Below are 14497 nucleotides of genomic sequence, written 5' to 3' on the forward strand. Positions count from 1 at the left end.
CGCGGAGACCGTGGAGGTGCCGCCGTCGCGGGTGTGCCGTCAGGGTTGCGTCAAAGACGACTCCGGCGGCGCCCCTCCGTCCCGTCTGCCGCGATTGCTGGTCGTAAGGTCGACGCTGCGCAGGCAGTAATGACCGGAAGACAATGGGGCCCATGGGACGCGGCAGGCTTCGGATCTACCTCGGTGCGGCACCGGGCGTCGGCAAGACGTACGCGATGCTGTCCGAAGGGCACCGCAGGACCGAGCGGGGCACCGACTGCGTGGTGGCGTTCGTCGAGCACCACGGCCGGCCCCGCACCGAGGTGATGCTGCACGGTCTGGAGCGGATCCCGCGCCGGGAGCTCGCGTACCGGGGGAGCGCCTTCACCGAGATGGACGTGGACGCCGTACTGCGCCGCGCCCCAGCCGTCGCCCTGGTGGACGAACTCGCCCACACCAACGTCCCCGGCTCCCGCAACGCCAAGCGGTGGCAGGACGTGGAGGAGCTCCTCGCGGCCGGGATCGACGTGGTGTCCACCGTCAACATCCAGCATCTGGAGTCGCTGGGGGACGTCGTCGAGTCGATCACCGGGGTACGGCAGCGCGAGACCGTGCCGGACGAGGTGGTGCGGCGGGCCGATCAGATCGAGCTTGTCGACATGTCGCCGCAGGCGCTGCGGAGGCGGATGGCGCACGGCAACATCTACCGGTCCGACAAGGTCGACGCGGCACTGTCGAACTACTTCCGGCCCGGGAACCTCACCGCCCTGCGGGAGCTGGCGCTGCTGTGGGTGGCGGACCGGGTCGACGAGTACCTCACGCAGTACCGCAGCGAGCACCAGGTGTCGAAGATCTGGGGTTCGCGGGAGCGGATCGTGGTCGGGCTGACCGGCGGCCCGGAGGGGCGGACGCTGATCCGGCGGGCCGCGCGGCTCGCGGAGAAGGGCGCCGGCGGGGAAGTGCTGGCCGTGTACATAGCCCGCAGCGACGGACTCACCGCCGCCTCGCCCAAGGAACTCGCCGTCCAGCGCACCCTCGTCGAGGACCTCGGCGGCACCTTCCACCACGTCGTCGGCGACGACATACCCGCCGCGCTGCTCGACTTCGCGCGCGGTGCCAACGCCACCCAGATCGTCCTCGGGTCCTCCCGCCGCAAGACCTGGCAGTACGTCTTCGGCCCCGGGGTCGGCACCACGGTCGCCCGCGAGTCCGGACCCGACCTGGACGTCCACATCGTCACCCACGACGAGGTCGCCAAGGGGCGCGGACTGCCCGTCGCCCGGGGTGCCCGGCTCGGGCGGGCCCGGATCATCTGGGGCTGGGCGGTCGGGGTGGCCGGCCCGCCGGTCCTGGCCGTGCTGCTCAGCACCGTCGACCTCGGCCTGGCCAACGACATGCTGCTGTTCCTGACCGTGACGGTCGCGGCCGCCCTGCTCGGCGGACTGGCGCCCGCCCTGGCCTCGGCCGCGGTCGGCTCCCTGCTGCTGAACTACTTCTACACACCGCCGCTGCACCACTGGACCATCGCCGACCCCAAGAACATCGTCGCCATCGCGATCTTCGTCGGCGTCGGCGTCTCGGTCTCCTCGGTGGTCGACCTCGCGGCCCGGCGCACGCACCAGGCGGCGCGGCTGCGGGCCGAGTCGGAGATCCTCTCCTTCCTCGCGGGCAACGTGCTGCGCGGCGAGACCGGCCTGGAGGAGCTGCTGGAGCGGGTCCGGGAGACCTTCGCGATGGAGTCGGCGGCCCTGCTGGAGCGCGTGAGCGATGTCGAACCGTGGACCTGCGCGGGCCGGGCCGGGCTGGGGCGCCCGGTGGAGCGGCCGGAGGACGCGGACGTGGACGTGCCGGTCGGCGACCACATGGCCCTCGCGCTGACCGGGCGGGTGCTGCCCGCCGAGGACCGCCGGGTGCTGGCCGCCTTCGCCGCGCAGGCGGCCGTCGCGCTGGACCGGCGGCGGCTCCAGGAGGAGGCCGACCGCGCCCGCGCGCTGGCGGAGGGCAACCGGATCCGGACGGCGCTGCTGGCCGCCGTGAGCCATGATCTGCGGACGCCCCTGGCCGGGATCAAGGCGGCGGTGTCCTCCCTGCGGTCCGACGACGTGGAGTGGTCCGAGGAGGACCAGGCGGAGCTGCTGGAGGGCATCGAGGAAGGGGCCGACCGGCTCGACCACCTCGTCGGGAACCTCCTCGACATGTCCCGGCTCCAGACCGGCACCGTCACCCCGCTGATCCGCGAGATCGACCTCGACGAGGTCGTCCCCATGGCGCTGGGCGGGGTGCCCGAGGACAGCGTGGAGCTGGACATTCCCGAGACGCTGCCCATGGTCGCCGTGGACCCGGGACTGCTGGAGCGGTCCGTGGCCAACCTCGTCGAGAACGCCGTCAAGTACAGCCCGCCCGGCCAGGCCGTCCTGGTGGCCGCCAGCGCCATCGCCGACCGGGTCGAGGTCCGGGTGGTCGACCGCGGCCCCGGCGTCCCCGACGAGGCCAAGGAGCGCATCTTCGCGCCCTTCCAGCGCTACGGCGACGCCCCGCGCGGCGCCGGGGTCGGACTGGGCCTCGCGGTGGCCCGGGGCTTCGCCGAGGCGATGAGCGGCACGCTGACCGCCGAGGACACGCCGGGCGGCGGCCTGACGATGGTCCTCACGCTCAGGGCGGCAGGATCGCAGCCTGAGCCACAACCGGTCGTACAACCCGAAAGGCAGGTCACATGACCCGGGTGCTCGTGATCGAAGACGAGCCGCAGATCGTGCGCGCCCTCGTGATCAACCTCAAGGCCCGCAAGTACGAGGTCGACGCGGCCCACGACGGCGCCACCGCCCTCGAACTGGCCGCCGCCCGCCACCCCGACGTGGTCGTCCTCGACCTCGGGCTGCCCGACATGGACGGCGTCGAGGTGATCCGGGGCCTGCGCGGCTGGACCCGGGTGCCGATCCTGGTGCTGTCCGCCCGGCACTCCTCCGACGAGAAGGTCGAGGCCCTCGACGCGGGCGCCGACGACTACGTCACCAAGCCCTTCGGCATGGACGAGCTGCTGGCCCGGCTGCGGGCGGCGGTCCGGCGGGCCGAGCCGGTCGGGCCGGGCGAGGACGACGTGACGACGGTGGAGACCGAGGAGTTCACCGTCGACCTCGCCGCGAAGAAGGTCAACCGGGCCGGCAAGGACGTACGCCTGACCCCCACGGAGTGGCATCTGCTGGAGGTGCTGGTGCGCAACACCGGCCGTCTGGTCAGCCAGAAACAGCTGCTCCAGGAGGTGTGGGGGCCCTCGTACGGAACCGAGACGAACTACCTGCGGGTCTACATGGCCCAACTGCGCAGGAAGCTGGAGGCGGACCCCTCGCATCCCCGGCACTTCATCACGGAGCCGGGGATGGGCTATCGGTTCGAGAACTGAGCTGCTGGGCGGCCGGGGGTCCGGGGGTCCGGGGGTTGTCCCCCGGGGGATGCAGCATCACGGAGCCGCGAATGGGCTATCGGTTCGAGGGCTAGTACCGCGGGTACGAACGTGTCAGTGCACCCCGGTACGCTTCACATATGAGTGCTGTTCCGCGTTCCGAAAAGCCGGTGGGCCGGTTCCGGCGCATGCTCGACAGGCTCTCCTCGTCGCAGGAGGACCTGGAGTCGGAGGAGCTGCGGGAGGACGCCGAGACCGCAGGCTGCATCAAGATCGGTGACTGCCACGACCGACAGATCGTGACCGTTACTGGTACCTTGCGCACGGTCACGCTGCGTCCCAGAGCCGGTGTCCCCGCGCTGGAGGCCGAGCTGTTCGACGGCTCCGCCGCACTGGACGTGGTGTGGCTCGGCAGGCGCTCCATCGTGGGGATCGAACCCGGGCGCAAGCTGATCGCATCGGGCCGGATCTCGATGAGCCGGGGCCGCCGGGTGCTGTTCAACCCGAAATACGAACTGAGACCCCTCGGTAGGGAGTAGCCGGTGACGTCGCTCGACAAGCCGACCGAAGACACTGAGCAGCACGACGCCCGGGCGGTGACCGAGGCCGCACTGTTCGAGGCCTTCGGAGGCCTGCGGGGCATGGTGGAGACGGTGCTGCCGGGCCTCCTCTTCGTCACGATCTACACGATCAACAAGGACCTGCACATGTCCGCGATCGCCGCGCTCGCGGTGTCGCTGATCCTGGTCGTGGTCCGCCTGGTGACGAAGGACACCGTCAAGCACGCCTTCAGCGGTGTCTTCGGCGTCGCCTTCGGTGTCGTCTTCGCGATGATGACCGGCAACGCCAAGGACTTCTACCTGCCCGGCATGCTCTACACCCTGGGCCTGGGCCTGGCCTACATCATCACCACGCTGTGCGGGGTCCCGCTGATCGGTCTGATCCTCGGCCCGGTCTTCAAGGAGAACCTCTCCTGGCGCACCCGCAACCCGGGCCGCAAGAAGGCGTACGCCAAGGCCAGTTACGCGTGGGGCGCGATCCTGCTCGCCAAGTGCGCCATCCTCTTCCCGCTGTACTGGTGGGCCGACACGGCACAGCTGGGCTGGGTGCTGGTCGGGCTGAAGATCCCGCCCTTCCTGCTCGCCGTCTGGCTGACCTGGGTCTTCCTGGCGAAGGCCCCGGCGCCCATCGACGTGTTCGCGGAGATGGAGGCGGCCGAGAAGGCGGAGGAAGAGCGCAAGGCGGCACTGGCCGAGGAGCGCGGCGAGACGACCGGCGCCGCCCGGCACCGGCGTGACGCGTAGGTTCGAGCACTTCCACTACGACGACGGTGGGCGCCCCGGGAATCCCGGGGCGCCCACCGTCGTCGTAGCGCCTGACGGCGTCAGCCCGTCGTGTCCTCGCGGCGCACCGACAGCAGGTCCTCCAGCTGCTCCTCGCGGGCCGGGGCGGCCACGAAGAGGAGCTCGTCGCCGGCCTCCAGGGAGTCTTCCCGGGTCGGGGTGAGGACACGGGTGCCGCGGATGATCGTCACCAGGGACGTGTCCTGCGGCCACTCGACGTCGCCGACCTGGGTGCCGGCCAGGGCCGACTCCTCGGGCAGGGTCAGCTCGACGAGGTTGGCGTCACCGTGACTGAAGCGGAGCAGCCGGACCAGATCGCCGACGCTCACCGCCTCCTCGACCAGGGCCGACATCAGACGCGGGGTGGAGACGGCGACGTCCACGCCCCAGGACTCGTTGAAGAGCCACTCGTTCTTCGGGTTGTTCACCCGGGCGACGACGCGCGGGACGCCGTACTCCGTCTTCGCGAGCAGCGAGACGACCAGGTTCACCTTGTCGTCGCCCGTCGCGGCGATCACCACGTTGCAGCGCTGCAGCGCGGCCTCGTCCAGGGACGTGATCTCGCAGGCGTCGGCCAGCAGCCACTCCGCCTGGGGAACACGCTCGACCGAGATGGCGGTCGGCGCCTTGTCGACGAGCAGGACCTCGTGGCCGTTCTCCAGCAGTTCGCCCGCGATCGAGCGGCCCACCGCACCGGCACCGGCAATGGCGACCCTCATCAGTGACCGCCTTCTTCCTCGGGACCCTTGGCGAAGGACGCCTCGACCTTGTCGACCTCGTCGGTGCGCATCATCACGTGCACCAGGTCGCCCTCCTGCAACACCGTCTGCGAGCTCGGCAGGATCGCCTCGCCGAGACGGGTCAGGAACGCCACGCGGACGCCCGTCTCCTCCTGGAGCCGGCTGATCCGCTGGCCCACCCAGGAGGCGGAGGTGTGCACCTCGGCCAGCTGGACGCCACCGGTGGGGTCGCGCCACAGCGGCTCGGCACCCGAGGGCAGCAGCCGGCGCAGCATCTGGTCGGCCGTCCAGCGGACCGTGGCCACCGTCGGGATGCCCAGACGCTGGTAGACCTCCGCGCGGCGGGGGTCGTAGATCCGGGCCGCGACGTTCTCGATGCCGAACATCTCGCGGGCCACCCGGGCGGCGATGATGTTGGAGTTGTCACCGCTGGAGACGGCGGCGAAGGCGCCGGCCTCCTCGATGCCGGCCTCGCGCAGGGTGTCCTGGTCGAAGCCGACTCCGGTGACACGCCGGCCTCCGAACCCGGAGCCCAGTCGTCGGAAGGCGGTGGGGTCCTGGTCGATCACGGCGACCGTGTGCCCCTGTTGCTCCAGGGTCTGGGCGAGAGCGGAACCCACTCTGCCGCAGCCCATGATGACGATGTGCACGACCGTCCTTCCGGTGTCAAGAGATACTGCTCAGCCCCATCAGGGTCTCAGACCGTCGCCCAAGCTACACACGCACGGTAGGACGGCGGCACCCCTGTGCACGGTTGTCCCGGGGATCGGGACGATCAGCGGCGGCTGATGCTGCGGACACTCACCAAAGTCAGGATTCCGAGGCCGACGAGGGTGCCGGCGGCACCGATCAGCTCCGCGGTGGCGTGCATGGGACCTCCAGGGGGCGGCGAGAGACAGGAACTGCCCGGGCGGCAGACGGGTTTTGTCATATAGCCATGCGCATCCGGCCACCTGCGGAATCCGCAGCCGGGGAGCCTCGTGTTTTCACCCGGAGGGCAGAAGCGGGGTGGCGGGTGGTTGGGCACCCGTTCGAACGCCTACGATGTTCTGTCGTGTCCAAACTGACCGACGTGCCCAAACGGATTCTGATCGGGCGCGCACTGCGCAGTGACCGGCTGGGGGAAACGCTCCTGCCGAAGCGCATCGCCCTCCCCGTCTTCGCCTCCGACCCGCTGTCCTCCGTGGCGTACGCGCCCGGCGAGGTGCTGCTGGTCCTGTCCATCGCGGGTGTGTCGGCCTACCACTTCAGCCCCTGGATCGCCGTGGCGGTCGTCGTGCTGATGTTCACGGTGGTCGCCTCCTATCGACAGAACGTCCACGCCTACCCGAGCGGGGGCGGTGACTACGAGGTCGCCAACACCAACCTCGGCCCCAAGGCCGGCCTCACCGTCGCCAGCGCCCTGCTCGTCGACTACGTCCTGACCGTGGCCGTCTCGATCTCCTCCGGCATCGAGAACCTCGGCTCCGCGGTGCCCTTCGTCGTCGAGCACAAGGTGCTCTGCGCGACGGCCGTGATCGTGCTGCTCACGCTGATGAACCTGCGGGGCGTGAAGGAGTCCGGCTCGCTGTTCGCGATCCCGACGTACGTCTTCGTCGTGGGCGTCTTCATCATGATCGCGTGGGGGGCGTTCCGCGGACTGGTCCTCGACCAGACCATGCGGGCGCCGACGGCGTCGTACGAGATCAAGGCCGAACACCAGGGCCTGGCGGGCTTCGCCCTGGTCTTCCTCCTGCTGCGCGCCTTCTCCTCCGGGTGTGCCGCCCTCACCGGCGTCGAGGCCATCTCCAACGGCGTCCCGGCCTTCCGCAAGCCCAAGTCGAAGAACGCCGCCAGCACGCTCGCGGCGATGGGTCTGCTCGCCGTCACCATGTTCTGCGGCATCATCGCGCTGGCCATGGTGACCAAGGTCCGCATGGCCGAGAACCCGGCCGTGGACCTGCTGAAGGACGGCGCCGCCCTCGGCTCCGACTACGTCCAGAACCCGGTGATCTCCCAGGTCGCCGAGGCTGTCTTCGGCAAGGGCAGCTTCCTGTTCATCGTGCTGGCCGCGGCCACCGCGCTGGTGCTGTTCCTCGCCGCGAACACGGCGTACAACGGCTTCCCGCTGCTCGGCTCGATCCTCGCCCAGGACCGCTACCTCCCGCGCCAGCTGCACACCCGCGGCGACCGGCTCGCCTTCTCCAACGGCATCGTGCTGCTCGCCGGCGCCGCCGGACTGCTGGTGTGGATCTACGGCGCCGACTCGACGCGGCTGATCCAGCTCTACATCGTCGGCGTGTTCGTGTCCTTCACGCTGAGCCAGACCGGCATGGTCCGGCACTGGAACCGCCATCTGGCCACCGAGAAGGACCCGGCCAAGCGCCGCCACATGGTCCGTTCCCGGGCCATCAACACGTTCGGCGCCTTCTTCACCGGTCTGGTGCTGATCGTCGTCCTGGTCACCAAGTTCACCCACGGCGCCTGGGTCGCCCTGCTCGGCATGGTGATCTTCTACGCGACGATGTCCGCGATCCGTAAGCACTACGACCGGGTGGCCGAGGAGATCGCGGCCCCCGAGGGCCCGAGCGACGACAGCGTACGACCGTCCCGCGTCCACTCCGTCGTCCTCATCTCGAAGATCCACCGCCCCACGCTGCGGGCCCTGGCGTACGCCAAGCTGATGCGCTCGGACACGCTGGAAGCCCTGAGCGTCAACGTCGACCCGGCGGAGACCAAGGCGCTGCGCGAGGAGTGGGAGCGGCGCGGGATCGACGTACCGCTGAAGGTGCTGGACTCGCCGTACCGCGAGATCACGCGGCCGGTCATCGAGTACGTGAAGAGTCTGCGCAAGGAGTCGCCGCGCGACGCGGTGTCCGTGATCATTCCCGAGTACGTGGTCGGCCACTGGTACGAGCATCTGCTGCACAACCAGAGTGCGCTGCGGCTCAAGGGCCGGCTGCTGTTCACGCCGGGGGTCATGGTGACCTCGGTGCCGTACCAGTTGCAGTCGTCGGAGGCGGCGAAGAAGCGGGCCCGCAGGCGGCAGGACTGGAACGCGCCGGGTGCGGTGCGGCGGGGGCCGGCGGAGGAGCGGGCGAAGGAGGCGTCGACGCCGAAGTAGAGTGGTGGGTTGTTGTCGGCCCATCCCGTGGGCCGGTCCCGTGGTCCATCCCTCACTCGATCGTTGTGGAGTCTCCCCGCCATGCAGGCAGAACCGAAGAAATCACTGGTGGGGGTCGACTACGAGGTCGAGGTGGGCCCCGTCGCGCACGGCGGGCACTGCATCGCCCGTACGTCCGACGGCCAGGTGCTGTTCGTCCGGCACACCCTTCCCGGTGAGCGGGTCGTGGCCCGGGTGACCGACGGCGAGGAGGGCGCCCGGTTCCTGCGGGCGGACGCCGTCGAGGTCCTGGAAGCCTCCAAGGACCGTATCGAGGCGCCCTGTCCCTACGCCGGGCCCGGCCGCTGCGGCGGCTGCGACTGGCAGCACGCCAAGCCGGGGGCCCAGCGCCGGCTCAAGGGCGAGGTCGTCGCCGAGCAGTTGCAGCGGCTCGCGGGGCTCACGCCCGAGGAGGCCGGCTGGGACGGCACCGTGCTGCCCGCCGAGGGCGACAAGCTCCCGGCCGGCCAGGTGCCGCAGTGGCGCACCCGGGTGCAGTACGCGGTGGACGCCGACGGCAACGCGGGTCTCCGCCGCCACCGCTCGCACGAGGTCGAGCCGGTCGAGCACTGCATGATCGCGGCGCCGGGCGTCAGCGAGCTGGGCATCGAGGACCGTGACTGGTCCGGGATGGCATCCGTGGAGGCGATCGCCGCGACGGGGTCGCAGGACCGCATGGTGATCCTGGAGCCCCGCCCGGGCGCCCGCCTTCCCCTCGTGGAGCTCGACAAGCCCGTCTCCGTCATGCGCGTCGAGGAGCACGACGGCGGCATCCACCGGGTGCACGGCCGCGCCTTCGTGCGGGAGCGGGCCGACGGCCGGACCCACCGGGTGGGCAGCGGCGGCTTCTGGCAGGTCCACCCGATGGCCGCCGACACGCTGGTCAAGGCCGTCATGCAGGGCCTGCTGCCGCGCAAGGGCGACATGGCGCTGGACCTGTACTGCGGCGTCGGCCTGTTCGCGGGCGCCCTCGCCGACCGGCTCGGCGACAAGGGCGCCGTCCTCGGCATCGAGTCCGGCAAGCGCGCGGTGGAGGACGCCCGGCACAACCTCGCCGCCTTCGACCGCGTCCGCATCGAACAGGGCAAGGTCGAGTCCGTCCTCCCGCGCACCGGGATCACCGAGGTCGACCTGATCGTCCTGGACCCGCCGCGCGCGGGGGCGGGGCGCAAGACGGTCGAGCACATGTCGTCGCTGGGGGCGCGGCGGATCGCGTACGTCGCGTGCGATCCCGCCGCGCTGGCCCGGGACCTGGGGTACTTCCGGGACGGGGGATACCGGGTGCGGTCGCTGCGGGTGTTCGATCTGTTCCCGATGACCCATCACATGGAGTGCGTGGCGATTCTGGAGCCTGCCTCCAAGGGGCGCTGAACCGAGCCCTGGAAGTCCTCCCCTCCCCGGATCCGGTCGCGCACGGCGTTGTCAGTGGTGACCACTACTTTGGAATCACTGGGGATCGGCCGTCGCGGTCGACCGGGGTCTTGGGGAGGGGTGTGCTGTGTCCGCTGCGCAGGGACGACAGTCGGGGAGCACGACGTATCTGGAGCTGTCTCAGGAGAGCGGCGGCGCCCACAAGTTCTACGAGGTGACCGTCGAGGGGGCCACCGTCTCCGTGCGGTACGGGCGGATCGGTGTGGACGGGCAGCGTCAGACCTCCGCGTTCCCGACGGTGGAGAAGGCGAACGCGGCGGCGGCGAAGAAGATCGCCGAGAAGGTGCGCAAGGGGTACGCGCCGGCTGTGCGAGGGCAGCGTGCGGCCCGGCCCGTGACGCGCCGTCAGGTGACGTCCGCCCCGTCCACGGCGCGGGCGACCGCCCCGGTGCTGTGGCGGTTCCGTACGGGCGCGTCGGCGTTCGGAATCCATGTGGACGAGGACCGCTGCTGGGTCGGCAACCAGCACGGGGACGTCTACAACCTGAGCCATGACGGCGAGGTGCTGGCCCACTACTCCCTGCCCGACGGTGTGAAGTGCCTGGTGGCGGACGACTTCTGGATCTACGCGGGCTGTGACGACGGCCGGGTGTACGACCTCTCGGCGAAGGTGCCGTTCGCCGCCTACGAGATCGCGGCCGAGGTGGACATCTTCTGGCTGGACATCCACGCGGGCGTGCTGAACGTCTCCGACCGCAACGGCGGTCTGACGGTCATCGACCACGAGGACGAGCTCCAGTGGTCGCGCAACTCCTCCGGTGAGCAGGGGTGGATGGTGCGGGCCGACGACCGCGCCGTGTACCACGGGCACAGCGGCGGCGTGACGGCCTACGCGGCGAACGGCACCGGTCAGGTCTGGCACACCGCGACCAGCGGCAATGTGCTCTTCGGCTGGCAGGAGGAGGACGCGGTGTACGCCGGGACGGGGCGGCGGGTCGTGCAGCGGCTCGCGAAGTCCTCCGGGTGGGTCGAGGCCACCTACCAGTGCGATGCCGCGGTGTACTCGTGCGCCACCTCCCCCGGCGGGCGGTACGTCTTCGCGGGCGACTCCGCCTCCTCCGTCTACTGCTTCACCGCCGACGGCGCCCGGCTGTGGAAGCTCGGCACGGGTGGTGGCTCGGCGCTCTCCATGCAGTACCACGACGAACGGCTGTACATCGTCTCCACGGACGGCTCGCTCGCCTGCATCGACGCGAGCGAGGCCGCGATCAACGCCGCCCAGTCGGGCACCGTCCCGGTCGCCGCGGACGTCAAACTGGCGGCGGCCCTGCCGACGTACGCGCCGCTGACCACCGCCGCCTCCGTCGCCACGGTCAGCGCCGTGCCCGCGGCGGGAAGCGGAGTCGTCGTGGAGTGCGTCGAGCACGGAGGCCGCGTGCGGGTGCATGTGGTCTCCGAGGGCTATGAGCCGAGTTGGAACGTCCAGTTCCCCCGTGCGATACGCCAGCCCGGCGCACGCTATGTGGTGGACGCGCTGCACTCCTCCTCGGGCGGCTTCTACCGGGTGCGCGGAGAGATCAGGCGTCTGGTGTGACGGACGGGGCGTCGCGGTCCTCGCCGGGCGCGCGGACCGAGTTCGCCTCGCGGACAGGCCCAATGCGTCGCGCGAACGGTTCTTTCCTGTAAGGCTCGGTCCTGTGACGTACGTAGTGACCGTGGACACCTGCATCCCGGAGGGCACTCCGGAGATGGACCCGCTTCAGCGTGCCGGAGCCGTGGCGCTCGTCGAGGACGGATTCGATTCCGTCCGGGCGGTCGAAGGGCCCGACGGCGTGGCGGTCGAATTGCTGGACACCATCGTGGCCGTCCACCCCGGTGGCGCGCTGCTGAAGGTGATCGTGGACGCTCCGGCGCTGGAGTTGGCCGAGGACTCGGTGCGGGCGCTCGTGGACGAACTGCTGGAGCGCTCCGAACTGTTGGCGGACTGGACGATCGAGCGATGCGAGGTGGAGCTGCACCAGGACCTGGCGAGGAAGAGCCTCGACGCGGCCGAAGGCCCCGATGCCCCGCCCGACGATCCCGCCACCCGCAAGGCGCGGCACGCCGGGGGTCCCGCGCCGGAAGGCGCCGAGGAGGCGTACGACGGCGAGGCGAAGGCCGCGGCGGTGCGGAGCCGGATGCTGGGGGTGGCGGCTGAACTGCGGTCCTTTCCACCGGCCGTGTTCGGTGTGCCCGGCGAGGAGGGCGACGGGAGGGTGGGCGGTGACGGCGAGTTCGCCGTTCCGGCGGCGAGCGCCGCACTCGCCGCGGGCGCGTTGGTCCACGCGATCGACATCCTGGTGGACGAGCTGTTCGAGGACGTGCAGGTCCTGACGCAGGAGGACGCCACCGTCGCGGAATGCGAGGGCCCCCTGTGGCACTTGGAACGTCTGCCCGACCGGTACGCGCTCCGGTACGACGCCCGCTTCGCCCGCCGCTTCCTGGTGACGGTGATCGCCATGACCACCCGCTTCACCGACGGGAGCTTCGAGCGGCTCAGCTGTGTCGCCGAGGAACTCGCCCTGCGGTTCCTCCTGAGCCAGGCCATCGTGACCCTGGAGCTGCACGGGCTGCTCGACGACGAGGTGTCGGCCGCTCTCGACGCGTTCGCCGGGAACGTGTACGAGGACATGGACCACGAGTGGCTCTACGACGGTGCGACGGACGGGATCGACGCGTCCGCCGTGGGGGTCGGGCTCGACGGGGCGCCCATCGCGTTCGGTTCGTGGTTCACCCCGTTCGACGAGGGCAGGTACGTCCACCCGTCCGCGACGGACGAACCCGAGGCGGCGGCGCGGTGACGCGCGGGGCGAACCCTCGGTAGGCCGGTCTCCGCGGTGGCGCGCGGGTACGGGCGGTGCGGGGGAGGCTTCGGCCGCATGGCAGCATCGGGTGGCATGAGTGCGTCCCTGGGGGTGCGGAGCCTGCGCGCGGCGGTGTTCGCCGTGCTGTGCGTGCTGCTGGCCACCGGAGGACATGTGCTGGCCGTGGGGGTGACCCCGCCGGTGTCGGTGCAGGGCGCCGGGGGACTGGCGGTCTTCGTGGCCGGTCTGCTGCTGGGCGGGCGTGAGCGGTCGCTGGTCGGTATCGGTGGCGGGACGTCGGCCGCCCAGGGCGGGCTGCACCTCGCGTTCGACGCCGCCCGGCCGCACGCCGGGACCGTCATGCACGGCATGCGGATGGCTCCGCACCTCCATGCGTCGGCACCCCACGCCACCGCCGCCCATGCCGGGGCGGCTCTCCTGCTGACCTGGTGGCTGCGGCGCGGTGAGGCCGCGCTGTGGTCGCTGCTGCGATGGGCGGTCGCCTTCGTGCCGGGGCTCGCCGCCTGGTGGCGGGCGGCCGGCGGCTTCCGGGGCGTGCCGAGCGGACCGGAGCCCGTGCGCCGGGCCGGCGGCCGGACCTGGTCGCCGCGGCAGGCGTGGCTGCGCTATGCCGTGCACCGGCGCGGGCCGCCCGCCGGGATGTCGTACGCCGTCTGACCCCGACATCCCTTCCGCAGTACGGAGATCCACTCAGCCATGTCCACCACCCCGCGCCGCGTCGGCGCCGTCACCGCCCTCGCCGCGGTCGGAGTCCTCACCGCCGCCGGTGCCGCCTCCGCGCATGTCACCGTCCACCCGCAGAGCTACGCCAGGGGAGCCACCGACGGCACCCTGACCTTCCGCGTCCCCGACGAGGAGGACTCCGCCTCCACCACCGAGGTCCAGATCTTCCTGCCCACCGACCACCCCCTCCTCGGCGTGCTCGTCGCGCCGCGGGACGGCTGGACCGCGAAGGTCACCGACACCAGGCTCAAGACGCCGGTCAAGACGGACGACGGCACCATCACCGACGCCGTCTCCGAGATCACCTGGACCGGAGGGAAGATCGGAGCCGGGCAGTACGAGGACTTCGACGTCGCCTTCGGCCGGCTGCCCGACGACACCGGCCGGCTGGCCTTCAAGGCCCTGCAGACCTACTCCGACGGCAAGACCGTCCGCTGGATCGAGGAGGCCGCGCAGGGCGACGAGGAGCCGGAGAACCCGGCGCCGGTCGTGAAGCTCACCGCCGAACAGGCCGGTACCGCTGCCACCCCGGCGAAAGCCCGGGAGGCGGCCGCCGACAGCAGCGACTCGACGGCACGTGGGCTCGGCGTCGCCGGGCTGATCATGGGCGTGCTCGGGCTGGCCGCGGCCGCGTTCGCCGTCGTGCGGACGCGGTCCGCCGGATCCAGGGACGCATGAGGTGCCTGCCCTGCCGGCGGAATGCCGCCGGCAGGGCAGGGCATGTCCGCCCCGTGAAGTGCGCGAACGGCGCCCGAGGACCAGCCTGCGGACGCCTCGGCGGGTTCGGGCGCGTTTCGCATACGATCGGGGACGAGGCTCCGACATAAGTGCAGGATGCACACTTGCGCAGAAGTTAGGTAAGCCTTACCGTTCACAATCGCACCACTCAGGGCCCTGGCCGGAACACCGGCCCCGCCCGCGGCGAGCGCTTCACC

General features: G+C 71.1%; 12 protein-coding genes. 10 read left to right on the forward strand and 2 right to left on the reverse strand.

What is annotated here, in order from left to right; translation table 11 throughout:
- The first annotated feature begins 152 nt into the window (after positions 1-152).
- The 4 genes from ACIOHP_RS40365 to ACIOHP_RS40380 all read left to right on the forward strand — a co-directional run bounded on the left by ACIOHP_RS40365 (position 153) and on the right by ACIOHP_RS40380 (position 4683).
- The gene (locus ACIOHP_RS40365; RefSeq protein WP_401895269.1) at positions 153-2696 is read left to right on the forward strand and encodes an ATP-binding protein; all 2544 of its coding nucleotides are present in this window, start codon (positions 153-155) and stop codon (positions 2694-2696) included.
- Positions 2693-3379 (forward strand): response regulator, encoded by a 687-nt coding sequence (locus tag ACIOHP_RS40370; RefSeq protein WP_307024906.1) that lies wholly within the window; start codon positions 2693-2695, stop codon positions 3377-3379. The genes ACIOHP_RS40365 and ACIOHP_RS40370 overlap by 4 nt, the downstream gene beginning before the upstream one ends.
- Before the next feature lie 140 nt (positions 3380-3519).
- Entirely contained in the window at positions 3520-3918 is a 399-nt protein-coding gene (locus ACIOHP_RS40375; RefSeq protein ID WP_046257102.1) for an OB-fold nucleic acid binding domain-containing protein, read from the forward strand.
- 3 nt (positions 3919-3921) lie between these two features.
- On the forward strand, positions 3922-4683 hold the full coding sequence (locus ACIOHP_RS40380; RefSeq protein WP_307024903.1) for a DUF3159 domain-containing protein: 762 nt from the start codon (positions 3922-3924) through the stop codon (positions 4681-4683).
- 80 nt (positions 4684-4763) lie between these two features.
- Here the strand turns inward: ACIOHP_RS40380 and ACIOHP_RS40385 are convergent, their stop codons facing one another.
- Both ACIOHP_RS40385 and ACIOHP_RS40390 read right to left on the reverse strand, forming a co-directional pair.
- A complete protein-coding gene (locus ACIOHP_RS40385) occupies positions 4764-5441 on the reverse strand; it encodes a potassium channel family protein (RefSeq protein ID WP_401895272.1) in 678 nt (225 codons plus the stop codon).
- Entirely contained in the window at positions 5441-6112 is a 672-nt protein-coding gene (locus ACIOHP_RS40390; RefSeq protein ID WP_046257105.1) for a TrkA family potassium uptake protein, read from the reverse strand. The genes ACIOHP_RS40385 and ACIOHP_RS40390 overlap by 1 nt, the downstream gene beginning before the upstream one ends.
- Before the next feature lie 404 nt (positions 6113-6516).
- On the opposite strand from ACIOHP_RS40390, the gene ACIOHP_RS40395 reads away from it, so the two are divergent.
- The 6 genes from ACIOHP_RS40395 (at position 6517) to ACIOHP_RS40420 (ending at position 14240) form a co-directional block, all read left to right on the forward strand.
- Entirely contained in the window at positions 6517-8565 is a 2049-nt protein-coding gene (locus tag ACIOHP_RS40395; RefSeq protein WP_361549178.1) for an APC family permease, read from the forward strand.
- 81 nt (positions 8566-8646) lie between these two features.
- The gene (locus ACIOHP_RS40400; protein WP_361549176.1) at positions 8647-9975 is read left to right on the forward strand and encodes a class I SAM-dependent RNA methyltransferase; all 1329 of its coding nucleotides are present in this window, start codon (positions 8647-8649) and stop codon (positions 9973-9975) included.
- 127 nt (positions 9976-10102) lie between these two features.
- Positions 10103-11569, forward strand: coding sequence for a WGR domain-containing protein (locus ACIOHP_RS40405; RefSeq protein ID WP_401895277.1), 1467 nt, complete (start codon positions 10103-10105; stop codon positions 11567-11569).
- Positions 11570-11672: 103 nt separating this feature from the next.
- Entirely contained in the window at positions 11673-12815 is a 1143-nt protein-coding gene (locus ACIOHP_RS40410) for a hypothetical protein (RefSeq protein ID WP_401895279.1), read from the forward strand.
- A gap of 96 nt (positions 12816-12911) precedes the next feature.
- A complete protein-coding gene (locus ACIOHP_RS40415) occupies positions 12912-13496 on the forward strand; it encodes a hypothetical protein (RefSeq protein WP_401895281.1) in 585 nt (194 codons plus the stop codon).
- 39 nt (positions 13497-13535) lie between these two features.
- On the forward strand, positions 13536-14240 hold the full coding sequence (locus ACIOHP_RS40420; RefSeq protein WP_401895283.1) for a YcnI family protein: 705 nt from the start codon (positions 13536-13538) through the stop codon (positions 14238-14240).
- The last annotated feature ends 257 nt before the right edge of the window (positions 14241-14497 follow it).

Source organism: Streptomyces sp. NPDC087859 (assembly GCF_044742595.1).
Taxonomy (GTDB): domain Bacteria; phylum Actinomycetota; class Actinomycetes; order Streptomycetales; family Streptomycetaceae; genus Streptomyces; species Streptomyces canus_F.